The following is a 26,880-nucleotide window of genomic DNA, read 5'->3' on the forward strand; positions in this document are numbered from 1 at the left end:
GGCCAAGCCCCCATGGACGGGTTTACGGCGTCCCCCGCCACCGGACCCACCCCGCCATCCCACGGGAAGCCAGCTTTTGCTCTGGCCGTTGCCGTTGCCCCGGCCTCGGCGGGCGCCGGGCGCCGCCCGGCCAAAGCCCACCCCCCGCTTCCGGTACAATGTCGGGCCCGTTTCCCAACTACGGTTCCCCGGACATGATGGTCCTCGAGGGCGCGCCCGCCCTGTCGCCGTTCCGCCGCGAACGTCTTGAATCCCGCCTGCAGTCCATCGCGCCCTCCCTGCGCATCAGCGGTGCCTGGCACGTCTACTTCGTGCAGCCCGAAGGCAGCGCCGCCCCCGACCTGACCACGCTGTGCCGCATCCTCGAAGCTGCGCCGCAGGCCGAGGCCCTGGCCGAAGGCGCGGTCAGCCGCATCGTGGTGCCGCGCCTGGGCACGCTGTCGCCGTGGTCGAGCAAGGCCACCGAGCTGGTCCGTGGTGCCGGGCAGCCGGTGAGCCGGGTCGAGCGCGGCCTGCGCATCGACGTGCAGGGCTGGCCGGCCGATGCCGCCGCCCAGCAGGCGCTGGTCAAGGCGCTGCACGACCCGATGACGCAGTCGGTGCTGGAGACCGTGGAGCAGGGCCAGGCGCTGTTCTCGGCGCCGGCCCGTGGCGAACTGGAACGCGTGCCGGTGGACCAGCTGGAGGCCGCCAACCAGCGCCTCGGCCTGGCCATGGCCCAGGACGAGATCGACTACCTGCGCGAACGCTTCACCGCGCTGGGCCGCGCGCCGTCCGATGTCGAACTGATGATGTTCGCGCAGGCCAATTCCGAGCACTGCCGGCACAAGATCTTCAACGCCAGCTGGACCATCGACGGTCAGGAGCAGGACCGCTCGCTGTTCCGGATGATCAAGAACACCCACCAGCAGACCCCGCAGCACACGCTCAGCGCGTACAGCGACAATGCCGCGGTGATCGAAGGCCATCCGGCGTCGCGCTACCGCCCCGATCCGGCCAGCGGCGAGTACCGCCGCGAAGCACAGGTGCCCAGCGCGTTCCAGATCAAGGTGGAAACGCACAACCACCCGACCGCGATCGCGCCGTTCCCGGGCGCATCGACCGGCAACGGTGGCGAGATCCGCGACGAAGGCGCGACCGGCCGTGGTGGCAAGCCGAAGGCGGGCCTGTCCGGTTTCTCGGTCTCGCACCTGCGCATTCCGGAACTGCCGCAGCCGTGGGAAGCGCCGCGCGCGCTGAACCCGCGGATGGCACCGGCACTGGAAATCATGACCGACGGCCCGCTGGGCGGCGCTGCGTTCAACAACGAATTCGGCCGCCCGAACCTGCTCGGCTACTTCCGCACCTTCGAGCTGCCGGAAGGCGCCGATCTGGTCCGCGCCTACGACAAGCCGATCATGCTGGCCGGTGGCCTCGGCGCGATCGATCGCGTACAGGTTGACAAGATCCCGCTGCAGGCCGGTGATGCGGTCATCGTGCTCGGTGGCCCGGCGATGCTGATCGGCCTGGGCGGCGGCGCCGCCAGTTCGGTGGCCTCCGGTGAAAGCGCCGAGGACCTGGACTTCGCCAGCGTGCAGCGCGACAACCCGGAAATGGAGCGTCGCTGCCAGGAGGTCATCGACCGCTGCGTGGCAATGGGTGCCAACAACCCGATCAAGTTCTTCCATGACGTCGGTGCAGGTGGCCTGTCCAATGCCATCCCCGAACTGCTGCACGACTCGAACGTCGGTGGTGTCATCGACCTGGGCAAGGTGCCCACCGATGACCCGTCGCTGTCGCCGATGCAGCTGTGGTGCAACGAATCGCAGGAACGCTACGTGCTCGGCGTGGCCCAGGAGCGCCTGGCCGAGTTCGCCGCGCTGTGCGCGCGCGAGCGCTGCCCGTTCGCTGCCGTTGGCGTGGCCACCGCTGAAGAGCACCTGGTGGTCGCCTACGGCGCCGTGCCGGGCCACACCCCGGCCGATGCGCCGATCGACCTGCCGATGGACGTGCTGTTCGGCAAGCCGCCGAAGATGCACCGCGACACCGCGCACCCGCCGGCACCGCGCTGGCCGGCGCTGAAGACCGGCGGCCTGGACCTGCAGGACGCCGGCCTGCGCGTGCTCGCGCACCCGACGGTCGCTTCGAAGAACTTCCTGGTCACCATCGGTGACCGCAGCGTCGGTGGCCTGACCGCGCGCGAACAGATGGTCGGCCCGTGGCAGCTGCCGGTGGCCGACGTGGCGATCACCCTGGCCGACTTCGACGGCGTGGCCGGCGAAGCGATGTCGATCGGCGAGCGCACCCCGCTGGCCCTGCTCGATGCGGCTGCTTCGGCACGCATGGCGGTGGGCGAAGCGCTGACCAACCTGTGCGCGGCCCCGGTCGATGCGCTGGATGAGATCAAGCTGTCGGCGAACTGGATGGCCGCGGCCGGCCACCCCGGCGAAGACGCGCTGCTGTACGACGCGGTGAAGGCGGTGGGCATGGAACTGTGCCCGCAGCTGGACATCAGCATCCCGGTCGGCAAGGACTCGCTGTCGATGCAGGCGCAGTGGCACGACCAGGGCGAAGCGCACAAGAGCGTGTCGCCGGTGTCGCTGGTGATCTCGGCGTTCGCGCCGGTGGCCGACGTGCGCCAGCAGCTGACCCCGCTGCTCGACCGCGACGTGGACAGCGAGCTGTGGTTGATCGGCCTGGGCGCCGGCAAGCAGCGCCTGGGCGGTTCGATCCTGGCGCAGGTGCATGCCGACCACGGCGATCTGCCGGCCTTCGCCGGTGCCGCACCGGACCTGGACGACCCGCAGCGCCTGCGTGGCTTCTTCGAGCTGATCCGCGATGCGCGTCAGGCCGGCCTGCTGCTGGCTTACCACGACCGCAGCGACGGCGGCGCCTTCGCCGCGCTGTGCGAAATGGCCTTCACCTCGCGGCTGGGCCTGGACATCACCCTCGATGCCTGGGGCGATGATCCGTTCCGCAGCCTGTTCAATGAAGAGCTGGGCGCGGTGGTGCAGATCGCCCGCGAAGACCGTGCCGCCTTTGCCGACCTGGTCGAGCGCCATGCACTGATCGAGTGTGCACAGCGCATCGCCAAGCCGACCACCGCACCGGTGGTGCGCGTGTCGCTGGCCGGCGAGAACCTGGCCGAATGGCGCTGGGAAGCGCTGTTCGACGCCTGGTGGTCGGTCACCCACGCGATGCAGAAGCGCCGCGACAACCCGGCCAATGCCGATGCCGAGCGCGAGATCGCTCGTGCCTTCACTGCGCCAGGGCTGAAGCCCAAGCTCAGCTTCGACCTCAACGAGGACGTGGCCGCCCCGTTCATCAGCACCGGCGCGCGTCCGCGCGTGGCGGTACTGCGCGAGCAGGGCGTCAACGGCCAGATCGAAATGGCCAACGCCTTCGAACGTGCCGGCTTCCGCGCCTTCGACGTGCATATGAGCGACCTGATCGAAGGCCGCGTGGCATTGCAGGACTTCACCGGCCTGGTCGCCTGTGGTGGCTTCAGCTACGGCGACGTGCTGGGTGCCGGCCGCGGCTGGGCCACCTCGATCCTGGAGCGCAGTGCGCTGCGTGATGCCTTTGCCGCGTTCTTCGCGCGCGAGGACAGCTTCGCGCTGGGCGTGTGCAATGGTTGCCAGATGATGAGCCAGCTCAAGGGCATCATTCCGGGGGCCGAGCACTGGCCGCAGTTCCGCCGCAACGCCAGTGAGCAGTTCGAAGCCCGTACCGCGCTGCTGGAAGTGGTGGAGTCGCCGTCGATCCTGCTGCGTGGCATGGCTGGTTCGCGCCTGCAGGTGGCGGTGGCGCATGGTGAAGGCCAGGCCGTGTTCGACAATGCCGTCGACCAGGCAGCCGCTCGCGTTTCGCTGCGCTACATCGATGGCAACGGCAACGTGGCCAGCCAGTACCCGCTGAACCCGAACGGTTCGCCGGACGGCATCACCGGCCTGACCAGCAGCGACGGCCGCGTCACCATCATGATGCCGCACCCGGAACGCACGCCGCGCGCGCTCAACATGAGCTGGGCGCCGGCCGAGTGGCAGGGTGACTCGCCGTGGATGCGCATGTTCCGCAACGCGCGGGTATGGTGCGGCTGATCGCATCGTTCTGCGCAGGCCGCAATGCCGCTGCGTACGGAAAAACCCGCCGTTGATCGGCGGGTTTTTCTATGCGCGCGTGAAACTCCTGTCCCGACCGCTAGTTACATCGATTTTCATGCGACGGAACTTCGTCACGCATGCCTAACAAAACACTTTCATAAACAGGTGAAAGGGTGAACTGCTTCACGGCAATAGGATTTGTCGTGTCAAAGTCTTGACGATTTGGAAAGTTGCCGTTAACACTTGAACCCCGTTTCAGAATCATTCATTTCGCAGTAACCGGTTGGCGCACGCGCTCGGTTTTCTGTCGCTGCGCGCCGTTCGGCAATACCCCGCAGTAAATCACGCGAATAAACGCCCCCAGGGGACGTTGGGCCGGAAAGCCCAGCGGTGGCGTTGCTTTGCCCAAAACCAGTCCAATCAGGAGCCGTACCGATGAATCGGATTTATCGCAAGGTCTGGAACAAAGCATTGGGTCAGTTGGTGGTGGCCTCGGAACTGGCTTCCTCCGACAGCAGCAGTGGCGGGGTCGTCGACCAGCGCCGCGATGCGACGCAGGCCACGCCCGCACTGCTGGCGGTGGCACTGGGCCTGGTATTGGGGTTGGGCATGAGCGGCACCGCCGCAGCACAGTCGGTGCAGATCGGCGGCAGCGCCACCTGCGTGGCATTCAGCGGCAAGCTGCTCGAAAAGTGCCTGATCGAGGGCTCGGCCAGTGCCAAGGGCAGCAACGCGGTGGCGATCGGCAGCAACAGCAGCGCCACTGCCGCCAACAGCGTAGCGCTGGGCGCCGGCTCCAAGGCCACGCGGGCCAACACGGTGTCCGTGGGTGATACCGGCAAGGAACGCCAGATCACCAATGTTGCCGCAGGCACCCAGGCCACCGATGCGGTAAACAAGTCACAGCTGGATGCGCAGGCGCGCGCCACGCAGGCCGCGCTGGCCGATGTCGCCGCAGATGGAAACCGCTATTTCAAGGCCGACGGCGCAGGTGATGACAGCGACGCGGCGAAGATCGACGGCCAGGGCGCGGTTGCGGCGGGTGCGGGTGCACAGTCGCTGGCCAACGCCACCACCGCCATCGGTACCCAGGCCATTGCCGCGGGCCTGGGCGCAAGCGCGTTCGGCCAGGGCGCATTGGCGATCGGTGACGCCAGCGTGGTGGTCGGGCAGAGTGCTGCCGCGTTCGGTCTTGGTGACACCGCCGTCGGCGCCAGTGCCTATGCCGCAAGCGAGAATGGCGCGGCCACCGCACTGGGGGCCTTGTCCGAAGCCACCGCCGATGGCGCGACCGCTGTCGGCGGCGGTGCCGTGGCGATGGGCCCGGGCAGCACCGCATTGGGCCGCGGCGCCACCGCCGCCAACGAAGCGTCGATCGCAGTCGGTGCGTTCAGCACTGCTGTCGGTGAATACAGCACCGCGCTGGGTTCGAATTCCGCTGCGGTTGCCACCGGCAGCGTGGCGCTGGGCGCGGGTTCGCTGGCCGACCGCGTCGATACCGTGTCCGTCGGTGCCGCCGAATACGGCCTGACCCGGCAGATCACCAGCGTTGCCGCAGGCACCGAAGACAACGATGCGGTCAACGTCGGCCAGTTGAAGGATGTTGCCGCGGTGGCCGATGCCACCGCCAAGCGCTTCCAGGCCACCGGCAGCAGCAACAGCGATGCCGGTGCACTGGCCGAAGGTGACGATGCACTGGCGGCCGGCGAGGCCGCCAATGCCCTCGGCAACGGCACCACGGCCGTCGGTGCAGGGGCAGCGGCGGTCGCGCAGAACGCGACCGCCGTGGGCAACAACGCACTGGCCTCGGGCCAGAACAGTGCCGCGTTCGGCAACAACGCGCAGGCCAACGGTCCAGGCAGCGTTGCCGTGGGTGGTGCTGCGGTGGATGCCGACGGCAACCCGCTGATCACCAGTGGCGGCGTACCGGTGGAAACCGGCGCGACCAGCGCAGGCGTCGGTGGCACCGCGGTGGGCGCCAGTGCCGAAGCCAGCGGATTTGCGGCGTCGTCCTACGGTGTGGGTGCCTATGCGGCCGGCGCGCAGGCATCCGCGTTCGGTGCGGTGGCCAATGCCATCGGCGACTATTCCACCGCACTGGGTACCCAGAGCAATGCGACCGGCACCAGCAGCGTCGCCATCGGTGGCCCGGCCGACCTGATTCCCGGCCTGGGCTTCTTCGTGCAGACCCAGGCCAGCGGCGAAGCCGCGACCGCCGTCGGTGCCGGCGCCATCGCCAGTGGCGATCGTGCGGTGGCCAACGGCAGCCTGAGCGAAGCCTCCGGTGCTGAAGCCTCCGCTGTTGGCTACTTCGCCTATGCACCGGGTGAGAACGCCAGCGCGCTGGGTGCGCAGACCTGGGCCAGCGGTGCGCAGAGCACGGCCGTGGGTTACTACGCCACCGCACGCGGCGCCAACAGCGTCGCGCTTGGCGCGAACTCCGAAGCGGTGCGTGCCAACAGCGTGGCCGTTGGCAGTGCAGGCAACGAGCGGCAGATCACCAGCGTTGCTGCGGGCAGCGAAGCCACCGATGCAGTGAACAAGGCGCAGCTCGATGCCGTGGCCAGCACCGCCGACAGCACCGCGCGCTTCTTCCAGGCACAGCCGGAAGCCGACAGCGATGCCGGCGCGCTGGCCGAGGGCGAGGGCGCCGTCGCCGCCGGTTCGTCGAGCAATGCGATCGGCGCCGGCGCAGTAGCCCATGGCGCGGCTGCGTCGGCCATCGGCGATGACAGCGTGGCCGTGGGCCGCAACAGCGCAGCCACCGGCAATGGCGGTGTCGCCATCGGTGGCCTCGGCCAAGCCTACGACGAGTTCAACCAGCCGATCATCGGTGCCGATGGCACGGCACAGCAGGTGGGCACCACTGCCGTCGCCGATGCCACTGCGGTGGGCAGTGGCGCGCAGGCCACCGGGGCTGCCAGCAGCGCCTTCGGCAACGCGGCCAAGGCCAGTGGTGACAACAGCTTCGCCGCCGGCGGCAAGTCGCGCGCCACCGGCAGCTATGCGGTCGCGGTCGGCGACAGCGCCTTCGCCAGCAGCGATGACAGCACCGCAGTAGGCGGCTACAGCTGGGCCACTGCCAGTGGTGCAGCAGCATTCGGTTCGGGTGCATGGGCCACCGCCACCAATGCCTCGGCGTTCGGTAATGCGGCGTGGGCCAGTGGCAGCGGCGCCACGTCCATCGGTTACAACAGCTGGGCCAACGGCGCCAGTTCCACGGCGGTCGGCCGCGGTGCCTTCGGCTATGGCGACAACAGCGTGGCACTGGGCTTCCAGGCGCTGGGCAACAGCATCAACAGCATCGCCATCGGCACCAATACAGTGGCCGGTGGTGAAAGCGCGATCGCGCTTGGCGCCGGCAGTAACGCCAGCGCCAGCAACGCTGTCGCGCTCGGTGCCGGTTCGGTTGCCAGTCGTGCACGTACGGTATCGGTGGGTAGCAGCGGCAACGAACGCCAGGTCACCAACGTCGCCGCGGGCACCCAGGCCACCGACGCAGTGAACAAGGCACAGCTGGATGCGGTTGCGACCACCGCCACTACCACCAGCCGCTTCTTCCAGGCCACCGGCAACGGCGACGACGTAGCCGGTGCACTGGTGGAGGGTGACAACGCACTGGCGGCCGGTGATGCCGCCAACGCCATCGGCAATGGCGCCACCGCACTGGGCAGCGGCGCCAACGCGCTGGCCAGCAACGCACAGGCGCTGGGCTTCAATGCATTGGCGACCGCAGCCAACGCCAGCGCTGTCGGTGCCAACGCACAGGCCACGGGCGAGTACGCCACCGCGCACGGTGCGGAAAGCGAAGCCAGCGGCGAACAGAGCGCGGCATTCGGTGCGGCCAGCATCGCCAGCGGCGCCGGTAGCACTGCCAATGGCGTGCTGTCCGAAGCGTCCGGCGAAGAAGCCGTGGCCGTGGGCTACTTCAGCAATGCCAGCGGCGACGCGGCCACCGCTGTCGGCAGCGAGAGCGTGGCCAGTGGTACGGCGTCGGCGGCCTTTGGTATCGGTGCCGAAGCCAGCGGCGGTTACAGCACTGCCATCGGTGGCTATGCACAGGCCTCGGCCTTCAATGCCACCGCGTTCGGCAACTTCGCCAATGCCTCTGGTTCCAACAGTGTGGCGGTGGGTGGCGATTCGGAAGCCTCCGGCGCCTACAGCACCGCCACCGGCCAGGGCAGCCTGGCGACCGGCACCAACAGCGTCGCCGTCGGTGGTTCGTTGTTCGGCGTGCTGGCCACCGAGGCCTCGGGCAACTACTCCACCGCGGTGGGTGGTGGTGCCTGGTCGGGCGGCATCAACAGCACCGCGCTGGGCAATGCCGCCGAATCGCGCGGTGCCAACAGCGTGGCGCTGGGTGCCGATTCGATCGCCGATCGCGACAACACCGTGTCGGTGGGCGGCGGTGGCAACACCCGCCAGATCACCAATGTGGCCGATGGCACGCAGGGCAATGATGCGGTCAACAAGAACCAGCTCGACGCCGTCGCCGCGGCAGCGGAAAAGACCCGCCGGCAGTTCCAGGCCAGTGGCAACGCCGACGGTGAAACCGGCGCGCTTGTGGAGGGCGATAACGCGTTGGCCGCCGGTGATGCGGCCAACGCCATCGGCAACGGCGCCACCGCACTCGGTAGCGGCGCCAATGCGCTGGCGGCCAACGCCACGGCGGTGGGCCTCGATGCGCTGGCCACCGGCGACAACGCCGCAGCGTTGGGCAGTGCCGCACAGGCCACCGGCGAAGACAGCCTTGCGCTCGGCACCAGCGCCAGCGCCAGCGAGCTGGGTGCCAGTGCCGTGGGTGCGCGTGCACAGGCCAGTGGTGCATACAGCACCGCGACCGGCACTGAATCCAACGCCAGCGGCACGCAGGCACTGGCCAGCGGCTTCCGCAGCGCCGCCTCGGCCGATGGCACCACCGCCGTCGGTGGCTATGCCGAAGCAAGCGGACGCCTCGGCACCGCGTTGGGCTATGGCTCGGCGGCCAGTGGTGCCAACACCACGGCAGTCGGCTTCGGCGCTGCCGCGGCCGGTACCGGTGCCGTGGCCGTAGGTCAGTCCAGCGAGGCCAGTGGCGAGGAGAGTGTGGCCATTGGTGGCAGCACCTTCTTCGGCTTGATCCCGTCGCGTGCCAGCGGCACTGGTGCAGCGGCATTCGGCGCCGGTGCATGGGCCACCGAGGACTACGCGACCGCGATTGGCTGGAACTCGTGGGCGGCAGGCAGCAGCGCCACCGCGCTGGGGGCCAACGCCACCGCCAATGGCAGCAACAGCGTCGCGCTCGGTGCTGGCTCCAAGGCTGATCGTGACAACACCGTAGCCGTCGGCAAGGCCGGCGGTGAGCGCCAGGTGACCCACGTCGCGGCGGGCACCGAAGCCACCGATGCGGTGAACAAGGGCCAGCTGGATGCGGTCGCCAGCGTCGCCGACAAGACCAGCCTGCAGTTCCAGGCCAGCGGCAATGCCGATGGCGAAGCCGGTGCACTGGTGGACGGCGACAACGCACTGGCTGCCGGCAATGCGGCCAATGCCATCGGCAACGGCGCCACCGCGCTGGGCAGCGGCGCCAATGCCATGGCCGCCAATGCCACTGCCGTGGGCTTCGATGCCTTGGCCACCGGCAACAATGCGGCGGCGCTCGGCAACGCGGCGCAGGCCGGAGGTGTCGACAGCGTAGCCGTGGGCAGTGGCGCCAGCGCCAGCGAACTCGGTTCCAGTGCCACCGGTGCCGGTGCCCAGGCCAAGGGCGCCTACAGTACCGCCAGCGGTGCGCAGGCCACGGCCAGCGGCACCCAGTCGCAGGCCAGTGGTTTCCGCGCCAATGCCTCGGCCGATGGTGCGTCTGCGCTGGGCAGCTATGCCGAGGCCAGCGGTCGCCTGGGTACCGCGGCCGGCTACGGCAGCAAGGCAACCGGCGCCAATGCCACGGCGGTAGGTGTGAGTGCCACCGCCAGTGCCGCAGGCAGCGTTGCGCTGGGCGCGGGCTCGGTCGCCGACCGTGCCAACACTGTGTCGGTCGGCAGCGCGAGCAGTGATCGTCAGATCACCCGTGTCGCTGCCGGCACCGAGCGCACCGACGCGGTCAATCGTGGCCAGCTCGATGCGGTCGCGGCGACCGCCGATGGCACGGCCCGCTACGTCAAGGCCACCGGCGCAGGTACCGCCAGTGCCAACGGCAGCGATGCCGCCGCGATCGGTTCGGCAGCCACTGCCAGCGGCGCACGCAGCAATGCCCTGGGTGCCAATGCGATGGCCATCGGCAACGGTGCCTTGGCACTGGGCACCAGCGCCGGCGCATCGGGCGCGAACTCGGTGGCGCTGGGTGCCGGTTCGCGTGCACTCGATGCCAACGTGGTGTCGGTCGGCGGTGGCAATGGCACCGATGGTCCGGCCACGCGCCGCATCGTCAATGTGGCCGATGGCCGCATCGCCGCCGGCAGCAGCGATGCCATCACCGGTTCGCAGCTCAACGTCACCAACCAGCGGGTGGGCGCGGTGGAAACCCGCGTCGGTGATTTCGATTCGCGCATCGCCACCGTGGAAACCACGGCGGCCAGCGCGGTCAGCTATGACGACGCCAGCCGTGACCGCCTGACCCTGTCCGGTTTCCAGGGCACCACCATCGACAACGTCGGTGCCGGCAGCATCGCTGCGGGCAGTCGCCAGGCGATCAACGGCGGCCAGCTGTTCCAGTCGCTCAGTGATGCCGCCAGCTTCCTCGGCGGTGGTGCCAGCGTTGGCATGCAGGGTGTGTTCGTGGCGCCGAACTATGTGATCCAGGGCGCCACCTACAGCAATGTCGGCGATGCGCTCGGCGCGCTGGACCGCAAGGTCAGCGAGATCGACCGCCGCACCGCCGGTGGCACGCGTGCCGGGACTGCCAGCCTGCGCGCAATGAGTACCCCGCTGGATGACAGCCCGCTGGCCAGCGCCGCCGATGCACCTGCAACGGCCGACGCGGCACCGGCCAGCACCGCGCGCGTGCAGGGCACGCCGACCGCTGCCGCCGCCGGTGCCGGGATTCCGGTTGGCACTCCCGCGACGGGCTTCAATGCCGTCGCCATGGGCGAGGGCGCGGTCGCCAGCGGTGCTTCGTCCACCGCCATCGGCCAGGGCGCCAATGCCACCGCGGCGAACGCGGTGGCACTGGGCCAGGGCTCGGTTGCCGATCGTGCCAACACGGTCTCGGTGGGCAGTGAAGGCAACGAGCGCCAGGTCACCAACGTGGCGGCCGGTACCACGGCCACCGATGCGGTCAACAAGGGCCAGCTCGACCGTGGCATGGCCACGGCCAACAGCTACACCGACAGCCGCGTCCAGGCCGTCGCCGACAGCTTCGATGTGTTCAAGGGCGAAATCGACGGACGCCTGCGCCACATGGATCGCCGCATCGACCGCCAGGGGGCGATGAGCGCGGCGATGCTCAACATGGCCACCAGTGCCGCCGGTATCCGCACCCAGAACCGGGTCGGCGTCGGCATTGGCTTCCAGGGCGGCGAGTCGGCGTTGTCGCTGGGCTACCAGCGTGCGATCAGCGATCGCGCCACGGTGACCTTCGGTGGTGCCTTCAGCAGCGACGACAGCTCGGTTGGCGTCGGTGCCGGCTTCGGCTGGTAAGCCACTCCATCGCGCCGGCGGCCACCCACGCCGGCGCAGCACCTGCAATGAGGGCCTGGGGGGAGGTCACGGCAATCCCGGCTGGGCCGGCCGGGAGTCGTCAAGGAATGATGGCCGCAGTGTTGGTTCGATCCATGACCCAGAAGAGGAATTCGACGTGATCAAGAAGCAGAACCTTCGCATCAATGTGCTTGCCGCCGCCGTGCTGTCGATGACGGCTGTCGGTGCCGTCCACGCCGCTGGACTGCCGACCCGTGAACCGGTGCGCCAGGCCAGCACCGCCCAGCCGGGAACCGAGCGCATCATCGTCAAGTACCGGGCCGGTGCTGCTGCCGCCACTGACCGCTCGGCGAAGCTGTCCACCGTGCAGTCCGCACTGACCCGTGCCAGCCTCTCCGGCGGCACATCCCGCGCCAGCACGCTCGGCCCGCAGGTGGTCCGCAAACTGTCTACCGGGGCGGACCTCATCCGTGTGCAGGGCCGCCTGGCCCCGGCCGAACTGCAGCGCGTACTGAAAGAGCTGAAGGCCGACCCGTCGGTGCAGTACGCCGAAGCCGACGTGAAGCTGCGCCGCACCGAACTGCGTGCCGGCAACGTACAGCCGGCGCTGGTGCCGAACGATCCCTTCTACCAGCAGAACCAGTGGCATCTGCACAATGCGGTCGGCGGCATCAACGCACCGGCGGCATGGGATGTCTCGCAGGGCGAGGGCATCGTGGTGGCGGTGATCGATACCGGCATCCTGCCGCAGCATCCGGACCTGGTCGGCAACCTGCTGGAGGGTTACGACTTCATCAGCGATGCGGAGACCTCGCGGCGCCCGACCAACGATCGCGTGCCGGGTGCGCAGGACTACGGTGATTGGGTCGAGAATGACAACGAGTGCTATGACGGTTCGCTGGCCGAGGACAGTTCCTGGCACGGCACCCACGTCGCCGGCACCGTGGCCGAGCAGACCAACAACGGCGTCGGCATGGCCGGTGTCGCCTACAAGGCCAAGGTACTGCCGGTGCGCGTGCTCGGTAAGTGCGGTGGCTACCTGTCCGACATCGCCGATGCGGTGGTCTGGGCATCGGGTGGCACGGTGGCCGGCATTCCGGCCAACACCAATCCGGCCGAGATCATCAACATGAGCCTGGGTGGCGGTGGCGCCTGCGCCAGCACCTACCAGGACGCGATCAACGGCGCGATCTCGCGCGGTACCACCGTGGTGGTGGCGGCCGGCAATGAAGCCGACAACGCGTCCAAGTACCAGCCGGCCAGCTGCGAAGGCGTGGTGACCGTGGGTGCCACCCGCATCACCGGTGGCATCACCTACTACTCCAACTACGGCACCCGCGTGGACCTGTCCGGTCCGGGTGGCGGTGGCAGTGTGGACGGCAACCCGGGCGGCTACATCTGGCAGACCGGCTCCAATGCGGCCACCACGCCGGAATCGGGCACGCCGGGCTACATGGGCATGGGCGGTACCTCGATGGCCTCGCCGCATGTGGCCGCCGTTGCCGCACTGGTGCAGAGCGCGCTGATCGCCAAGGGCAAGGATCCGTTGACCCCGGCCGCGATGCGTACCCTGTTGAAGGAAACCGCACGTCCGTTCCCGGTCGCCATTCCGGCGGCGACCCCGATCGGTACCGGTATTCTCGATGCCAAGGCCGCGCTGGCCAAGGCACTGGAAGAACCGTGCACCGAGAACTGCGGGCCGGTGGCCACGCCGCTGACCAACAAGGCCGCCGTGGGTGGCCTGAACGGTGCCGCCGCCAGCAGCCGCCTGTACAGCTTCGAAGCCGTCGCCGGCAAGCAGCTCAGCGTGATCACCTACGGTGGCACCGGCAATGTCTCGGTCTACATCGCGCAGGGGCGTGAACCGAGCGCCAGCGACAACGACGCCAAGTCGACCCGTCCGGGCACGTCCGAGACGGTGCGGGTGAACAAGCCGGTGGCCGGTACCTACTACATCAAGGTAGTCGGCGAAGCGGCCTACAACGGCGTGAGCATCCTTGCCACGCAGTAAGCTGGAACTGTCGTAATTGAATGGCCGAAGCCCGTCATCCCGTGTGACGGGCTTCGTCTTTTTACGAAAGGTGGTGGAGGGGCGGCGGAAATCATGGCTTAACTGTTAAAGTCGAGCCGATTGACAGGAGAGTCATGTGAACGCGCTTGCTGCTACCGCCGCTGCCGACAACGCTGAAGGCCGCATCCTGGATGCGCTGCTGGCGCGCGGCCGGCTGAAGGAAGGCGATCTGGCACGTGCGCGGCCGCTGCACGCAGAGGCCGGCGGCAGCCTGCTGGGCCTGCTGGTGCGGCTGGGGCTGGTGTCCGAGCGTGACCAGGCACAGGCCAGCGCCGAAGTGCTGGGCCTGCCGCTGCTGGAAGGCAAGCAGCTGCCGGAAGCACCGCCACAAGGGCTGGCGGAAGGCCTGCCGTTGTCACTGCGCTTCCTCAAGCAGTTCCACGTCTGCCCGCTGGCCCTGGATGAACAGGGCGTACGGCTGTGGCTGGCCGACGCCCATGATCCCTACCCGCAGCAGGCGGTGCAGCTGGCACTGGGCGTGCCGGTGACGCCGGTTCTGGGCATGCGTGCGGAGATCGATGACCTGGTCGAGCGCTGGTTCGGCCAGGGCCGCAGCGCGATGGGCGCGATCGTCGAAACCGCCGATGGCGAGGGCGGTGCGGTCGATGACATCGAGCACCTGCGCGACCTCGCCTCGGAAGCGCCGGTGATCCGCCTGGTCAACCTGGTGATCCAGCGTGCAGTGGAGCTGCGCGCTTCGGACATCCATGTCGAACCATTCGAGAGCCGGCTGAAGGTGCGCTACCGCGTCGACGGTGTACTGGTGGAGGGCGAAAGCCCGCCGGCCAACCTCACCGCGGCGGTGATCAGCCGCATCAAGATCATGGCCCGGCTCAACATCGCAGAGCGCCGCCTGCCGCAGGATGGCCGCATCATGCTGCGCGTGCAGGGCAAGGAGCTGGACCTGCGCGTGAGCACGGTCCCGACCGCGCATGGCGAAAGCGTGGTGATGCGATTGCTGGACCGCGAAACGGTGGTGTTCGATTTCCACCGCCTCGGCTTCACCGATGCGTTCCTGCCGCAGTTCCGCAAGGTGCTGGAGCAGCCGCATGGCATCCTGCTGGTGACCGGCCCCACCGGCTCGGGCAAGACCACCACGCTGTATACCGCGCTGAGCCAGCTCAATACCGCCGACGTCAAGATCATCACGGTCGAAGACCCGGTGGAATACCAGATCGAGGGCATCAACCAGATCCAGGCCAAGCCGCAGATCGGCCTGGACTTCGCCAACGCCCTGCGCAGCATCGTGCGCCAGGATCCGGACATCATCATGATCGGCGAAATGCGCGACCTGGAAACCGCGCGCATTGCGATCCAGTCGGCGTTGACCGGCCACCTGGTGCTGTCCACCCTGCATACCAACAACGCAGCGGGTGGCATCACCCGCCTGCTCGACATGGGCGTGGAAGACTACCTGCTCACGTCCACCATCAACGGCATCCTTGCCCAGCGCCTGGTGCGCCGGCTGGAACCGACCCACGCCGAGCGCTATGAGGCCTCGCCGGAGGAAATCGAACGATTCGAGCTGCGCCGCCTGCAGCCGGAAGGGCCGATCCACCTGTATCGCCCGAAGCCCTCCGCGCTGGCGCCGACCGGTTATCTCGGCCGCACCACCATCATGGAATTCCTGGTGATGAACGATGCGCTGCGGCGCGCGGTGATGCGCCGCGATGGCATGGGCGAGATCGAACGCATCGCCCGCGAAGCGGGCATGCGCACGATGTACGAAGATGGCCTGTCCAAGGCCCTCAGTGGCCAGACGACCATCGAGGAAGTCCTGCGTGTCACCGAGGAAAGCTGATGCGCGCAGGACGCCGGGGCTGACATGCCGACCTACCGTTACAAGGCACTGAATCCGCACGGCGAGATCTTCGACGGGCAGATGGAAGCGGCCAGCGAGGCCGAACTGGTCGCGCGCCTGCAGGACCAGGGTCATCTGCCGATGGAGACCCAGCTGGCCGATGGCGGTGCGATCGGTGGCAGCAATTGGCGCAACCTGTTCCGCCAACGGCCGCTGCAGGGTGCGGCATTGCTGCAGTTCACCCAGCAGCTGGCGACACTGCTCGGTGCAGGCCAGCCGCTGGATCGCGCGCTGTCGATCCTGCTCGGCCTGCCGGAAGACGAACGCTCGCGCCGCGCGATCACCGACATCCGCGATGTGGTGCGCGGTGGTGCGCCGCTGTCGACCGCACTGGAGCGCCAGCATGGGTTGTTCTCGCGCCTGTACGTGAACATGGTGCGTGCCGGTGAGGCCGGCGGCAGCCTGCACGAAACCCTGCAGCGCCTGGCCGACTACCTCGAACGCAGCCGGGCCCTGCAGGGCAAGGTGATCAACGCGCTGGTGTACCCGGCCATCCTGCTGGTGGTGGTGGGCGGCGCGCTGCTGTTCCTGCTCGGCTACGTGGTGCCGCAGTTCGCGCAGATGTACGAGAGCCTGGATGTTGCGCTGCCGTGGTTCACCAACGCGGTATTGCAGCTGGGCCTGTTCGTGCGTGACTGGTGGGTGTTGCTGCTGGTGGTGCCGGCAGTACTTGCGCTGTTCTTCGAACGCAAGGCACGGCAACCGGCCTTCCGGCTGGCGCTGGATGGCTGGCTGCTGCAGCGTCGCAGCATCGGCCGCCTGCTGGGTGAACTGGAAACCGCGCGGCTGGCCCGCACGCTGGGCACCCTGCTGCGCAATGGGGTGCCGCTGCTGGGTGCCCTGGGCATCGCCCGCAATGTACTGGGCAACCGCGCGCTGGCCGCCGATGTGGAAGCCGCCGCGGATGAAGTGAAGAACGGTACCGGCCTGTCGCTGGCGCTGTCGCGCGGCAAGCGTTTCCCGCGCCTGGCGCTGCAGATGATCCAGGTCGGTGAGGAATCCGGTGCACTCGATACCATGCTGCTGAAAGCGGCCGATACTTTCGAACAGGACAGCGCCCGGCGCATCGACCGCCTGCTGGCGGCGATGGTGCCGGCGATCACCCTCGTACTGGCCTCGGTGGTCGGCGCGGTGATCGTCGCCGTGCTGGTGCCGCTGTACGACCTGACCAATGCCATCGGTTGACGATGGATCCCTACGCAACCTCGACACTCCGAAACTGAAAGGACCGACCATGATTGCTTCCCGTCGACCGATCCGCCTTTCCTTCACCGCCGCGCGCAACCAGTCGGGCATGAGCCTGCTGGAGATCATCATCGTCATCGTGCTGATCGGCGCGGTGCTGACCCTGGTCGCCAGCCGCGTGCTGGGTGGCGCCGACCGCGGCAAGGCCAACATTGCCAAGGCACAGGTGCAGACCGTCGCATCCAAGGTCGACAACTACCAGATTGATACCGGCAAGCTGCCCGGCTCGCTCAACGATCTGGTGACTGCACCGGCTGGCGTCGGTGGCTGGTTGGGCCCGTATGCCAAGCCGGCCGATCTGAACGATCCGTGGGGCCATCCGCTGGAATACCGCACGCCGGGCGAAGGCCAGCCGTATGAGCTGATCAGCCTGGGCAAGGACGGCAAGGCCGGCGGCAGCAGCGTCGACGCTGACATCCGCTACCAGCCGTAACCGGGCATGTCACATTTCCTGCCGCGCCGGTTGCCACGCCCGCGCCTGCCCGGCAGGCGCGCAGCGGGTCTGTCGCTGCTGGAAATGCTGCTGGTGATCGCGCTGATCGCCGCGATCGGCCTGATCACCGCTGCCGGCCTGTCGCGCGGTTTCGCCGGCATGCAGCTGCGCAGCGCCGGCAAGGACATCGCCAACCAGCTGCGCGTGGTGCGCGCGCAGGCGATCGCCCGCGGCGAGCCGCAGCGCTTTGTCATCGAGCCGGCCAAGCGGCGCTGGGAAGGCGCCAACCAGCGCCACGGCGACGTACCGGCACAGCTGCAGGTGCAGTTCGAAGGCGCCGCGCAGCTGGCCACCGCGCCAGGACAGGGCGTGATCGAGTTCCATCCCGATGGCGGCTCCAGCGGCGGCCGCATCCGGCTGCAGCGTGACGACGCCGAATGGCGCATCGACGTGGGCTGGCTGACCGGTGAGGTCCGCTCCGGCCCCTGGCGGGCGCAATGAAGCAGCGCGCCCGCGGCTTCACCCTGCTGGAAGTGATCATCGCCTTTGCCCTGCTCGGGCTGGCGCTGACCCTGCTGCTGGGCAGCCTGTCCGGGGGGGCCAGGCAGGTGCGTGAGGCCGAAGTGCGCACGCGCGCGATACTGCATGCGCAGTCGTTGCTGGCCGAAACCGGCGTCGCCACGCCGCTGCAGGTGGGCAGCCAGCAGGGTGACTGGGAACAGGGACGCTACCACTGGGAACTGCAGGTGCAGCCGTGGGTGGAGCCACGTGCAGGCAGCGTCGTGCAGTCACCGTCGGCCGGTGCCCCCTGGCTGGCCGAACTGCAGCTGCAGGTGCGTTGGGGTGACAGCGAACGCGAGCAGCTGCGCTGGCGCAGCCTGCGCCTGCTGCCGCCGGACCTGGAGCGTGCGCGATGAAGCGCCGTGCTGCAGGTTTCACCTTGGTTGAAGTGATGCTGGCCACGGTGCTGCTGGCCGGTGGCCTGGCGCTGGCGTTCGCCAGCGTGCGCTCGGCGATGGCGGTCAGCCAGCGTGGCGAGCAGATTGCGGCCGAGAGTGAGCGCATGCGCGCGGTGCAGGCCCTGTTGCGGCGGCAGCTGGCCGGTGCGCTGCGCACGCCGCTGGAAGTCCCCGATCCCACCCGCGAACCGATTTTCTTCCAGGGCGAAGAACAGCGCATGTTGTTCGCCGCCGATCTGCCGGGCTACCTCGGCCGTGGTGGAGCCTACCTGCACGCGCTGCAGGTGGACGGCCGCGATGGCCAGCAGCGCCTGCTGCTGGACCTGGTGCTGCTGCAGGAAGGCGAGCGCATCGCCGAGAATCCGCCGCGCCCACCGGAAGTGCTGGTGGAGAACCTGAAGTCGGTGCAGCTGCGCTATCGCGGCATCGATGCCAGCACCGGCCAGGTGACTGAATGGATGCCGCGCTGGGATGATACCCGGCGCCTGCCGATGCTGGTGGAAGTACAGATCGTGCCGGCCAAGGGCGCGCCCTGGCCGGTATTGGTGGTGGCACCGCGCGCTGGTGGCAGCGGAGGCGCGCGATGAACCGGCAACACGGTGCGGCACTGGTACTGGTGCTGTGGTTGATCGCATTGATGACCGCGCTGGTCGGTGCGTTCGCGCTGAGCGCACGGGTCGAGCATCTGCAGCAGCGGGTGCTGGATGACGACGCACGCGGCCAGGAACGGGCGCGCGCCGGCCTGGAGTACGCGCTGCTGCGGCTGTCCGCCGATCCGCTGCGGGCGCCTTGGCGTGCCGATGGCCGCACCTACCGCTGGCAGTTCGATGACGCCAGCATCGAGATCAAGGTGCTGGACGAGAACGGCAAGATCAACCTGAACCTGGCCGACGTGACCCTGCTGACCGCGTTCCTCAAGGCGCTCGGCGAAGACGAAGGGGCGGCCCGGCAGATGGCCGGCGCCATTGTCGACTGGCGTGATGAAGACAGCCTGCTGCAGCCGGGTGGTGGCGCCGAAGCGCTGGACTATGCGGCGGCGGGGTTGCCGTATGGCCCGCGCAACAAGCGTTTCGAGACGCTCGGCGAACTGCAGCGGGTACTGGGGATGCGCGGTCCGCTGTACAAGGCCATGCTGCCGCACCTGACCCTGTACAGCCGCCAGGCGCGCCCGGATCCCCAGTTCGCCAGCGCGCCGGTGCTGACCGCACTGGGCCTGGATGCGGATACCGTGCTGGCGCAGCGCGCGCAGCAGGAGCGTGACGCAGATACCGCTGGCGGTGCGACAACGCTTGCCAGCAGCAGCGGCACCTATAGTATCGAGTCTCGTGCAACCGATGGCAGTGGACGCCGGTCGGTGTTGCAGGCAGTGGTACGCAATGGCTCGGGCGGGGTTCCCGGGCGGTCCTACACAGTGCTTCGCTGGGAGCAGGGAATGACAGCAAGATGACGGCATGGCAGGACAGTGTGCGGCAGGTGCAGGGCCGGATCGGCCCTGGCGCCGGCCGTTTCCTGCGCTGGTGGCGGCAATCGCTGCTGGCCTGGGTGCCGGCGCGTTGGCAGTGGGCACTGGGCTGGGCACAGGCGCGCCTGCTGCTGCAGCGCCAGGGTGACCAGCTGCAGGTCTGGCGAGAGGCCGGTGAGCGCCGCGAAGCGGTGGCCAGCGTGCCGTGGCCGCTGTCGCCGGCAGAACTGGACCGCGTGCTGGAACCGCGACTGCGCAGCCTGCCGCGGGTGTGGCTGCTGCCGGCCAGCGAGGTACTGCGTCGTCATCTGCGCCTGCCTGCGGCTGCGGCCGACCGCTTGCGCGCCGTGGTCGGTTTCGAGATCGACCGCCAGACGCCGTTCGAATCCAGCCAGGTCAGCTATGACGTGCGTGAACTCGGGAGCGCCGCCGAAGGCCAGCTGCAGGTCGAACTGGTCGCTTGGCCACTGCGCCAGCTTGAAGCGTGGCGGGCCAGCGTGGGCGAGTGGGCCGATGCACTGGCCGGTGTCGATGCCATCGACGCCCACGGTGACCCCCTGCAGGTGAATCTGTTGCCGCCAGGGCAGCGCCAGCTGCGGGTGGATCCGACGCGGCGCTGGAATGTGCTGCTGGCCGTGGCCGCGCTGGTGATGCTGGTGCTGGCGGCCCTGCAGCTGCTCGACAACCGCCGTGCCGCCGCCGATGAGCTGCGTGCGCAGGTTGAACGCAGTGCGCGCAGTGCGCGTGGTGTCGCCAGCGAACGCGCGCAGCTGCAGGCACTGATCGATGGTGCCGCATTCCTGGAAAAGCAGCGCAGCCAGCGCGCCGGAACGGTGGAAATCTGGAATGAACTGACCCGGCGCCTGCCGGAGGGCACCTACCTGGAAAAGCTGGCCATCGAGAACAACAACCTGCAGCTGATCGGCCTGAGCCGCGAGGCCTCGCAGCTGGTGCAGCTGCTGCAGGATGCGCCGCAGTGGCGCAAGGTCAATCTGACCGGCGTACTGCAGGCCGATGGCGCCGCCAGTGGCCGTGACCGCTTCACCATGACCGCCGAACTGCAGCCGTTGCCGGCTGCGGCCCCGACCCGGGAGGCGGCCGATGCCGATGCCAAGCGCACGCCGTGACCGCTGGCTGGCACTGGCGCTGCTGCTGGCAGTGCTGGGCCTGGCCTACCTGCTGCTGGTGCACCCCTGGTTCACCCAGCCGCTGCGCGAAATCGATGCCGACGTGGCCGCCCTGCGCGAGCGCGAACAGCGCGTGCAGGCGCAGCTGCAGCAGCAGCCGCAGATCGAACAACGCCTGCGCGCCACCCGCGAGGCACTGCAGCAGCGGCCGGGCTTCCTGCGTGAAGCCACCGCCGAAGCTGCAGCCGCTGCGCTCGGCGCGAAGCTGCAGGATGCGGTGGCGATGGCCAGCCCGGGCAACCGCAGCTGCACCATCAGCAACCGCACGCCACTGACCGACAACCGTCGTGACGCCGAGTTCGTGCGCGTGGCCATGCAGGTGCGCCTGCGTTGCGGTGTGGCCGAACTGGCCACGGTACTGCACAGCCTGGAAACCGGCAGCCCGCGCCTGTTCGTCGACAACCTCAACCTGATCGCGCAGCGCTTCCAGCAGTCGCCGAATGAATCCGGGCTGGGCCTGGACGTGTCGTTCGAACTGGCCGGTTACCTGCTGCCCGGTGCCGCTGCCGATGGCGCTGCGCCGGCACCTGCAGCCGAGCCGGGCGCGGCGCCGCAACCGCCTTCGGCTGCACCGGCACCCTCACCGGCTGTGCCGGAAGTGGGGCAGGAGGTGGCCGATGAAGCTTGAGCAGATCAGCCTGCGCACCGGTTTCCTGCTGGCACTGGCCGGCTGGGCGGCAGCGGTCTGGCTGGCCACCGGCTTCGGCCTGGGCAGCCAGCTGCCAGGTGCCGATGGCGATGCCGATGCGGTGCCTTCGTTGCCGGTGCTGCCGCCGTTGGCCGCAGAACGCATGGCCAGCGCCGACAGCTACAGTGCCATCGGCGAGCGACCGCTGTTCGCCGAGGACCGCAGGCCGAAGCCCTACCTGCTCGGTGGCAGCGAGCCTGCCGCCAGCGCCGCGCTGCGCCTGACCGGCGTGCTGCTGACCGGCGACTTCGGCATGGCCACCTTCACCACCGAACAGAACCGTTCGTTGCGCCTGCGCCTCAACGGTGAAGCCGTCGACGGCTGGCAGCTGGTGGCACTGCAGCCGCGCCAGGCCACCGTGATCGGCCCCGGTGGCAACCAGGTGCTGGAACTGGCGGTCTTCAACGGCCAGGGCGGTGAGCCGCCGACCGTGCTGCGCGGCGCCAACGGTGCGCCGCCGGCAGGTGCGATCGTTGTGCCGCCCCCGGCAGGTGCTCCGCCGACACCGCCGCCGGCTGCGGCAACCCCATCGCCGTCGCCTGCTGCCAGTACGCCCGCGCCCTCGGCTGCGGCGGCCGCCACACCGCCTGCCACCAACAACGGCCCCAGCGAAGCGCAGATGCAGGCCATCCGCGAACGCATCCAGGCCCGTCGCCGCCAGCTGCAGCAACAACAACAGCAGCAACAACCGTCGCCGCCCCCGGGCGATGGCACCAACCGATAGAGTGAATGCATGAGCCTGCGTTTCCTTCCCTGGTCCTTTGCCCTCGCGCTGCTGGTCGGCTGCAGCACCGTGTCCGCGCCGCATGTGCAGCGCAAGGGCAATCTGTCGCCCACTGCCGAGGCCGGCCAGGCGGCCAACGTCGCCGCGGATGCTGCCCGTGACGCCCAGGGCGCTCCGCAGGCAGTGATCCGCCGTGGCACCGGCACCATGATCAACCGCGAAGCAGCACGCGCACCGGCACCAGCACTGCATGGCGCCAGCACCGGTGAAGCAACCTTCAATTTCGAAGGCGAATCGGTGCATGCGGTGGTCAAGGCCATCCTCGGTGACATGCTGGGCCAGAACTACGTGATCGCACCGGGGGTGCAGGGCACGGTCACCCTGGCCACGCCCAAGCCGGTGTCGCCGGCGCAGGCGTTGAACCTGCTGGAGATGGTGCTGGGCTGGAACAACGCACGCATGGTCTACAGTGGTGGCCGCTACAACATCGTCGCCGCCGACCAGGCGCTGGCCGGTACGGTCGCGCCGAGCACGGCGCCCGCTGCCAGTGCGCGAGGCTTCGAGGTACGGGTCATCCCGCTGCAGTTCATCTCCGCCACCGAAATGAAGAAGGTACTGGAGCCGTATGCGCGGCCCAATGCCATCGTCAACGTCGACAGCGGCCGCAACGTGATCACCCTGGGCGGTACCCGCGCCGAGCTGGAAAACTACATGCGCACCGTCGAGATCTTCGACGTCGACTGGCTGTCGGGCATGTCGGTGGGCGTGTTCCCGATCCAGTCGGGCAAGGCCGAACAGGTGGCTGCCGACCTGGAGAAAGTGTTCGGCGAGGAGAGCAAGACGCCCAGCGCCGGCATGTTCCGCTTCCTGCCCCTGGAAAACGCCAACGCGGTGCTGGTGATCACCCCGCAGGTGCGCTACCTGGACCAGATCCAGCAGTGGCTGGACCGCATTGATACTGCCGGTGGCAGTGCCCGCCTGTTCTCCTACGAGCTGCGCTACATCAAGGCGCGTGACCTGGCCGAACGGCTCAGTGAAGCCTTCGCCAGCAGCGGCAACCGTGGCGGTTCCAGCCCGGCCTCGCTGGCCCCGGGTGCGATGCCGTCGCAGCTGGGCAGCGACGGCGACCGTGGCATGGACAGCAACAACAGCAGCAGTTTCGGCTCGACCCCGGGCAGCGGTTCCAGTGGTGCCGGCAACGGCAGCATGAACCTGCCGCAGCGCCAGTCCGGCAACGTCAGCGTCAGCCTGGAAGTGGAGGGCGATCGCGTGGGCGTGTCGGCGGTGGAGGAAACCAATACCCTGCTGGTGCGCTCGACCCCGCAAGCCTGGCGCTCGATCCGCGAGGTGATCGAGAAGCTGGACGTGATGCCGCTGCAGGTGCACATCGAAGCGCAGGTGGCCGAAGTCTCGCTGGACGGTGACCTGAAGTACGGCGTGAACTGGTTCTTTGACAACGCCGTGGCCGGGCGTGCACTGACGGGAGCCTTGGGCGGCGTGACCCTGCCGGCAGCAGCGGGTGGCTCCTGGAGCAGCTTCGCCGGTGCCGCGACCGGTGGCGAAGGCCTGGGCTGGGCGTTCACCGGCCACAATGGTGCAGCGGTGGTGAGCGCGCTGGACAAGGTCACCGATGTACGCCTGCTGCAGACCCCTTCGGTGTTCGTGCGCAACAACGCCGAGGCCACGCTCAACGTGGGCGACAAGGTGCCGATCAACACGACTACGGTGAACACCGGCATCGGCACCAGCAGCTACAGCTCGGTGCAGTACATCGACACCGGCGTGATCCTGAAGGTGCGCCCGCGCGTGACGCGCGACGGCACGGTGTTCCTCGATATCGTGCAGGAAGTGAGCAGCGCCTCGAACGTGCCGGAGAACTGCAACCCGCAGGAGCGCAACTGCAACCCGCGCATCTCGACCAAGAAGCTGTCGACCGAAGCGGCGGTGCAGAGCGGCGACACCATCATGCTGGCCGGCCTGATCACCGATTCGGGCACCGATGGCAGCAGCGGCATTCCCGGCCTGAGCCGGATTCCGGTGGTGGGCGCGCTGTTCGGGCAGAAGAGCCGCACCAGCCGCCGTTCCGAAGTGATCGTGCTGCTGACCCCGAGCATCGTGCGCAACAGCCAGGAAGCGCGCAATCTGACCGACGAGTACAGCCAGCGCTTCCGCGCGATGGAACCGCTGAACCAGCCGCGCGCAAAGAAGTAAGGGGGTTGCGGCAGGGCTGCGCCCTGCACCCGCAGAGGCTGAAGCTGGAGCAACGGCAACAGCAACAGCAACAGCAACAGCAACAGCAACAGCGGGTTTACTGAGGGATGGCGGGGCACTGTGGGTTTGCGGGGACGCCGTAAACCCGTCCATGGGGGCTTGGTCGCCGCATCCATGCGGCTCACACCCCGCAAACCCACAGTGCCCCGCCTTCGACAGTTTCCTGCTGCTGTTGGTAGGTGTCGACCTTGGTCGACACGATCCACGCCATGCGTGGATGACTCTCCATCGAAATCGAATATTTCGATATCTGTGAGATCTGAGCCGAGCATGGCTCGGCTCTACAGAAGAGCAGGCAGGTCGCGGAAATCTGTCGAAGGCGGGGTGGGTCCGGTTGCGGGGGCGTGAGCCGCATGGATGCGGCGACCGAGCTTACATGGACGTACTTGCAGCGTCCCCCGCAACCGGACCCACCCCGCCAACCCCCAGGAACCCAGCTTTTGCTTCGGCTGTTGCTGTTGCCCTGGCCTGAGGCGGGTGCCGGGTGCAACCCGGCCGATACCCTCCCAGTGCTAGTCTGTGGCTACCGACAACCACGGAGGCGGGATGGGGGCGATCGTGTTGTTGCCGCTGTGCGTGGACGATGCCGCGCTCGACCGCTGCCTGGCCGCACTGGATGCGGGCACCGCGCCGGGGACCGCGGTCTGGCTGGCCGACGACGCGCAGACCGGGCCGCGTGCGCAGGCGGTGGTGGAACACTGGTTAGCGCACACGCCACTGCAGGCCGAGTACACCCGGCGTGCACGGCCACTGGGTGAAGTCGCCCACCTGGACGAGATGCTGCGCGCCTGCGATGGCATGGACGTGGCGGTGCTGGCACCGGACAGCGTGCCAGCACCGGGCTGGCTGCAGCAGCTGCAGGACGCCTTCGCCCGCGATGCCGCCATCGCGACCGCAACCCCATGGTGCAATGCCGGCGAAACCGCTGCGTGGCCCCGGCTGGGCGAGATCAATCCGGAACCCGACGATGCCGCGCTGCTGGCGCAGACCTGTGCCGGCCTGCCAGCGCTGCACCCGGAGCTGCCGTCGGCGGTCACCCACGCGGTGCTGGTGCGGGGCAACGCGCGCCGGCGTGCCGGCGGCCTGGACGTGGACAGCTATGCCGGCTGGAACGCGGCGCTGGTGGACCTGAGCCTGCGCATGGCCGGCCTGGGATGGCGCAACGTGTTGTGCGAGACCGCCTTCGTCAGCCGGGCAGGGGAGGCGGTCAGCCGTGATGGCGATCTCGAGGCCCTGGCCGCACGCTGGCCGGGCTGGGTGCCTCGGCTGGCTGACTTCCTGATGCATGATCCACTGCACGGGCTGCGTGCCGACCTGCAGCAGCGCATGCGGCAGGCGATAATGCCGAAGGAACAGGGGGACCTGTTCATCCCGTCTTCCGCGCCGGAGCCTCCTGCTTGAATGTTGCCATTGCCGCCATCGTCGTCACCTACCAGAGTGGCAGCACCATCGATGCCTGCCTCTCGCGCCTGCGCCAGGCGCAGGACGTGGCCGAGATCCGGGTGATCGACAATGGCTCGATGGATGGCACGCTGGATATCGTGCAGCGCCATGCCAGCCACGACCCGCGCGTGCGTTTCGTCGGCAATCCGGACAATCCCGGCTTTGCCGCCGCCAACAACCAGGGCGTGGCCGATTCGCACAGCCCATGGCTGGCCTTCATCAACCCGGACCTGATGGTTGAACCGGAAACACTGGCCGCACTGCGCGCCCGTGCCGAAGCGTTGGGCGACTGCCTGCTCGGCGTCGAACAGGTCGACGAGCAGGGCCATGCCGACGAGGCCGTGCGCCGCCGCGATCCGGACTTCCTGATGATGCTGCGCTCGCCAGGCAAGGGCTCGAAGCTGGCGGTGCCGCGTGACCCGCAGCAGGTGCTGCAGCGGGTGCCGGCGTTGTCTGGCGCGCTGCTGATGATGCCGCGTGCATTGTTCGACTGCATCGGAGGCTGGGACGCGGGCTATCGTCTGCACGCCGAAGACCTGGACCTGTGCCGGCGCGCGCGCGAAGCCGGGGCGGTGGTGGCGATCGCCAATGACCTGCAGGTCACCCACGTTCGTGGCGTCTCCAGCCGCTCGCGGCCGTTCTTCGTTGAATGGCACAAGCACAAGGGCCTGTGGCGCTATTTCCAGAAGTTCGAGGCCAGGCAGCGTTCGCTGCCGGTACGGGTGGCGGTGTGGGGCGCGATCTGGGCGCACGCCCTGATGCTGGTGCCGCGCCTGCTGCGCAGGTCGTTGTAGAGCCGAGCCCACGCGCGGCTCAGGCAACAATCCAACCGGGCGT

At 68.6% G+C, this 26,880-nt stretch carries 16 protein-coding genes; all 16 read left to right on the forward strand.

Going from position 1 to position 26,880, the window contains the following annotated elements; translation table 11 throughout:
- Positions 1-194 precede the first annotated feature (194 nt).
- Positions 195-4,079 (forward strand): phosphoribosylformylglycinamidine synthase, encoded by a 3,885-nt coding sequence (purL, locus tag GOC52_RS02715; protein WP_187296447.1) that lies wholly within the window; start codon positions 195-197, stop codon positions 4,077-4,079.
- A gap of 438 nt (positions 4,080-4,517) precedes the next feature.
- Positions 4,518-11,699, forward strand: coding sequence for an ESPR-type extended signal peptide-containing protein (locus GOC52_RS02720; RefSeq protein WP_191850617.1), 7,182 nt, complete (start codon positions 4,518-4,520; stop codon positions 11,697-11,699).
- 157 nt (positions 11,700-11,856) lie between these two features.
- Complete coding sequence (locus tag GOC52_RS02725; protein ID WP_010482036.1) at positions 11,857-13,710, forward strand: S8 family peptidase; 1,854 nt, start codon at positions 11,857-11,859, stop codon at positions 13,708-13,710.
- 136 nt (positions 13,711-13,846) lie between these two features.
- Positions 13,847-15,571, forward strand: coding sequence for a type II secretion system ATPase GspE (gene gspE, locus GOC52_RS02730; protein ID WP_043402652.1), 1,725 nt, complete (start codon positions 13,847-13,849; stop codon positions 15,569-15,571).
- A gap of 24 nt (positions 15,572-15,595) precedes the next feature.
- On the forward strand, positions 15,596-16,816 hold the full coding sequence (gene xpsF, locus GOC52_RS02735; protein WP_100447644.1) for a type II secretion system protein XpsF: 1,221 nt from the start codon (positions 15,596-15,598) through the stop codon (positions 16,814-16,816).
- Positions 16,817-16,865: 49 nt separating this feature from the next.
- Positions 16,866-17,309, forward strand: a complete 444-nt coding sequence (gene gspG, locus GOC52_RS02740) for a type II secretion system major pseudopilin GspG (protein WP_191850619.1) — start codon at positions 16,866-16,868, stop codon at positions 17,307-17,309.
- Positions 17,310-17,315: 6 nt separating this feature from the next.
- Complete coding sequence (xpsH, locus tag GOC52_RS02745) at positions 17,316-17,810, forward strand: type II secretion system protein XpsH (protein ID WP_010482028.1); 495 nt, start codon at positions 17,316-17,318, stop codon at positions 17,808-17,810.
- Positions 17,807-18,226, forward strand: coding sequence for a type II secretion system protein XpsI (gene xpsI / locus GOC52_RS02750; RefSeq protein ID WP_049435125.1), 420 nt, complete (start codon positions 17,807-17,809; stop codon positions 18,224-18,226). The genes xpsH and xpsI overlap by 4 nt, the downstream gene beginning before the upstream one ends.
- Positions 18,223-18,855, forward strand: a complete 633-nt coding sequence (locus GOC52_RS02755; RefSeq protein WP_191850621.1) for a type II secretion system protein J — start codon at positions 18,223-18,225, stop codon at positions 18,853-18,855. The genes xpsI and GOC52_RS02755 overlap by 4 nt, the downstream gene beginning before the upstream one ends.
- Positions 18,852-19,715 (forward strand): type II secretion system minor pseudopilin, encoded by an 864-nt coding sequence (locus GOC52_RS02760; protein ID WP_191850623.1) that lies wholly within the window; start codon positions 18,852-18,854, stop codon positions 19,713-19,715. Before GOC52_RS02755 ends, GOC52_RS02760 begins: the two co-directional genes overlap by 4 nt.
- Entirely contained in the window at positions 19,712-20,857 is a 1,146-nt protein-coding gene (locus GOC52_RS02765; protein ID WP_191850626.1) for a PilN domain-containing protein, read from the forward strand. The genes GOC52_RS02760 and GOC52_RS02765 overlap by 4 nt, the downstream gene beginning before the upstream one ends.
- Positions 20,832-21,545 carry a type II secretion system protein GspM gene (gene gspM / locus GOC52_RS02770; protein WP_043402661.1) on the forward strand — a complete coding sequence of 238 codons (714 nt, stop codon included), beginning with the start codon at positions 20,832-20,834 and terminating at the stop codon, positions 21,543-21,545. Before GOC52_RS02765 ends, gspM begins: the two co-directional genes overlap by 26 nt.
- On the forward strand, positions 21,535-22,329 hold the full coding sequence (locus tag GOC52_RS02775; protein ID WP_010482014.1) for a hypothetical protein: 795 nt from the start codon (positions 21,535-21,537) through the stop codon (positions 22,327-22,329). Before gspM ends, GOC52_RS02775 begins: the two co-directional genes overlap by 11 nt.
- 9 nt (positions 22,330-22,338) lie before the next feature.
- The gene (gene gspD / locus GOC52_RS02780; protein ID WP_099560092.1) at positions 22,339-24,540 is read left to right on the forward strand and encodes a type II secretion system secretin GspD; all 2,202 of its coding nucleotides are present in this window, start codon (positions 22,339-22,341) and stop codon (positions 24,538-24,540) included.
- A gap of 606 nt (positions 24,541-25,146) precedes the next feature.
- Entirely contained in the window at positions 25,147-26,001 is an 855-nt protein-coding gene (locus GOC52_RS02785; RefSeq protein ID WP_049411189.1) for a glycosyltransferase family 2 protein, read from the forward strand.
- Entirely contained in the window at positions 25,998-26,837 is an 840-nt protein-coding gene (locus GOC52_RS02790; protein ID WP_010482011.1) for a glycosyltransferase family 2 protein, read from the forward strand. The genes GOC52_RS02785 and GOC52_RS02790 overlap by 4 nt, the downstream gene beginning before the upstream one ends.
- The last annotated feature ends 43 nt before the right edge of the window (positions 26,838-26,880 follow it).

This window comes from Stenotrophomonas sp. SXG-1 (assembly GCF_014083965.1).
Taxonomy (GTDB): domain Bacteria; phylum Pseudomonadota; class Gammaproteobacteria; order Xanthomonadales; family Xanthomonadaceae; genus Stenotrophomonas; species Stenotrophomonas geniculata.

Coding starts and splice junctions, on each gene's coding strand:
- purL (WP_187296447.1), top strand. CDS start 195: ATGATGGTCCTCGAGGGCGCGCCCGCCCTGTCGCCGTTCCGCCGCGAA.
- GOC52_RS02720 (WP_191850617.1), top strand. CDS start 4,518: ATGAATCGGATTTATCGCAAGGTCTGGAACAAAGCATTGGGTCAGTTG.
- xpsF (WP_100447644.1), top strand. CDS start 15,596: ATGCCGACCTACCGTTACAAGGCACTGAATCCGCACGGCGAGATCTTC.
- gspG (WP_191850619.1), top strand. CDS start 16,866: ATGATTGCTTCCCGTCGACCGATCCGCCTTTCCTTCACCGCCGCGCGC.
- xpsH (WP_010482028.1), top strand. CDS start 17,316: ATGTCACATTTCCTGCCGCGCCGGTTGCCACGCCCGCGCCTGCCCGGC.
- xpsI (WP_049435125.1), top strand. CDS start 17,807: ATGAAGCAGCGCGCCCGCGGCTTCACCCTGCTGGAAGTGATCATCGCC.
- GOC52_RS02755 (WP_191850621.1), top strand. CDS start 18,223: ATGAAGCGCCGTGCTGCAGGTTTCACCTTGGTTGAAGTGATGCTGGCC.
- GOC52_RS02760 (WP_191850623.1), top strand. CDS start 18,852: ATGAACCGGCAACACGGTGCGGCACTGGTACTGGTGCTGTGGTTGATC.
- GOC52_RS02765 (WP_191850626.1), top strand. CDS start 19,712: ATGACGGCATGGCAGGACAGTGTGCGGCAGGTGCAGGGCCGGATCGGC.
- gspM (WP_043402661.1), top strand. CDS start 20,832: ATGCCGATGCCAAGCGCACGCCGTGACCGCTGGCTGGCACTGGCGCTG.
- GOC52_RS02775 (WP_010482014.1), top strand. CDS start 21,535: ATGAAGCTTGAGCAGATCAGCCTGCGCACCGGTTTCCTGCTGGCACTG.
- gspD (WP_099560092.1), top strand. CDS start 22,339: ATGAGCCTGCGTTTCCTTCCCTGGTCCTTTGCCCTCGCGCTGCTGGTC.
- GOC52_RS02785 (WP_049411189.1), top strand. CDS start 25,147: ATGGGGGCGATCGTGTTGTTGCCGCTGTGCGTGGACGATGCCGCGCTC.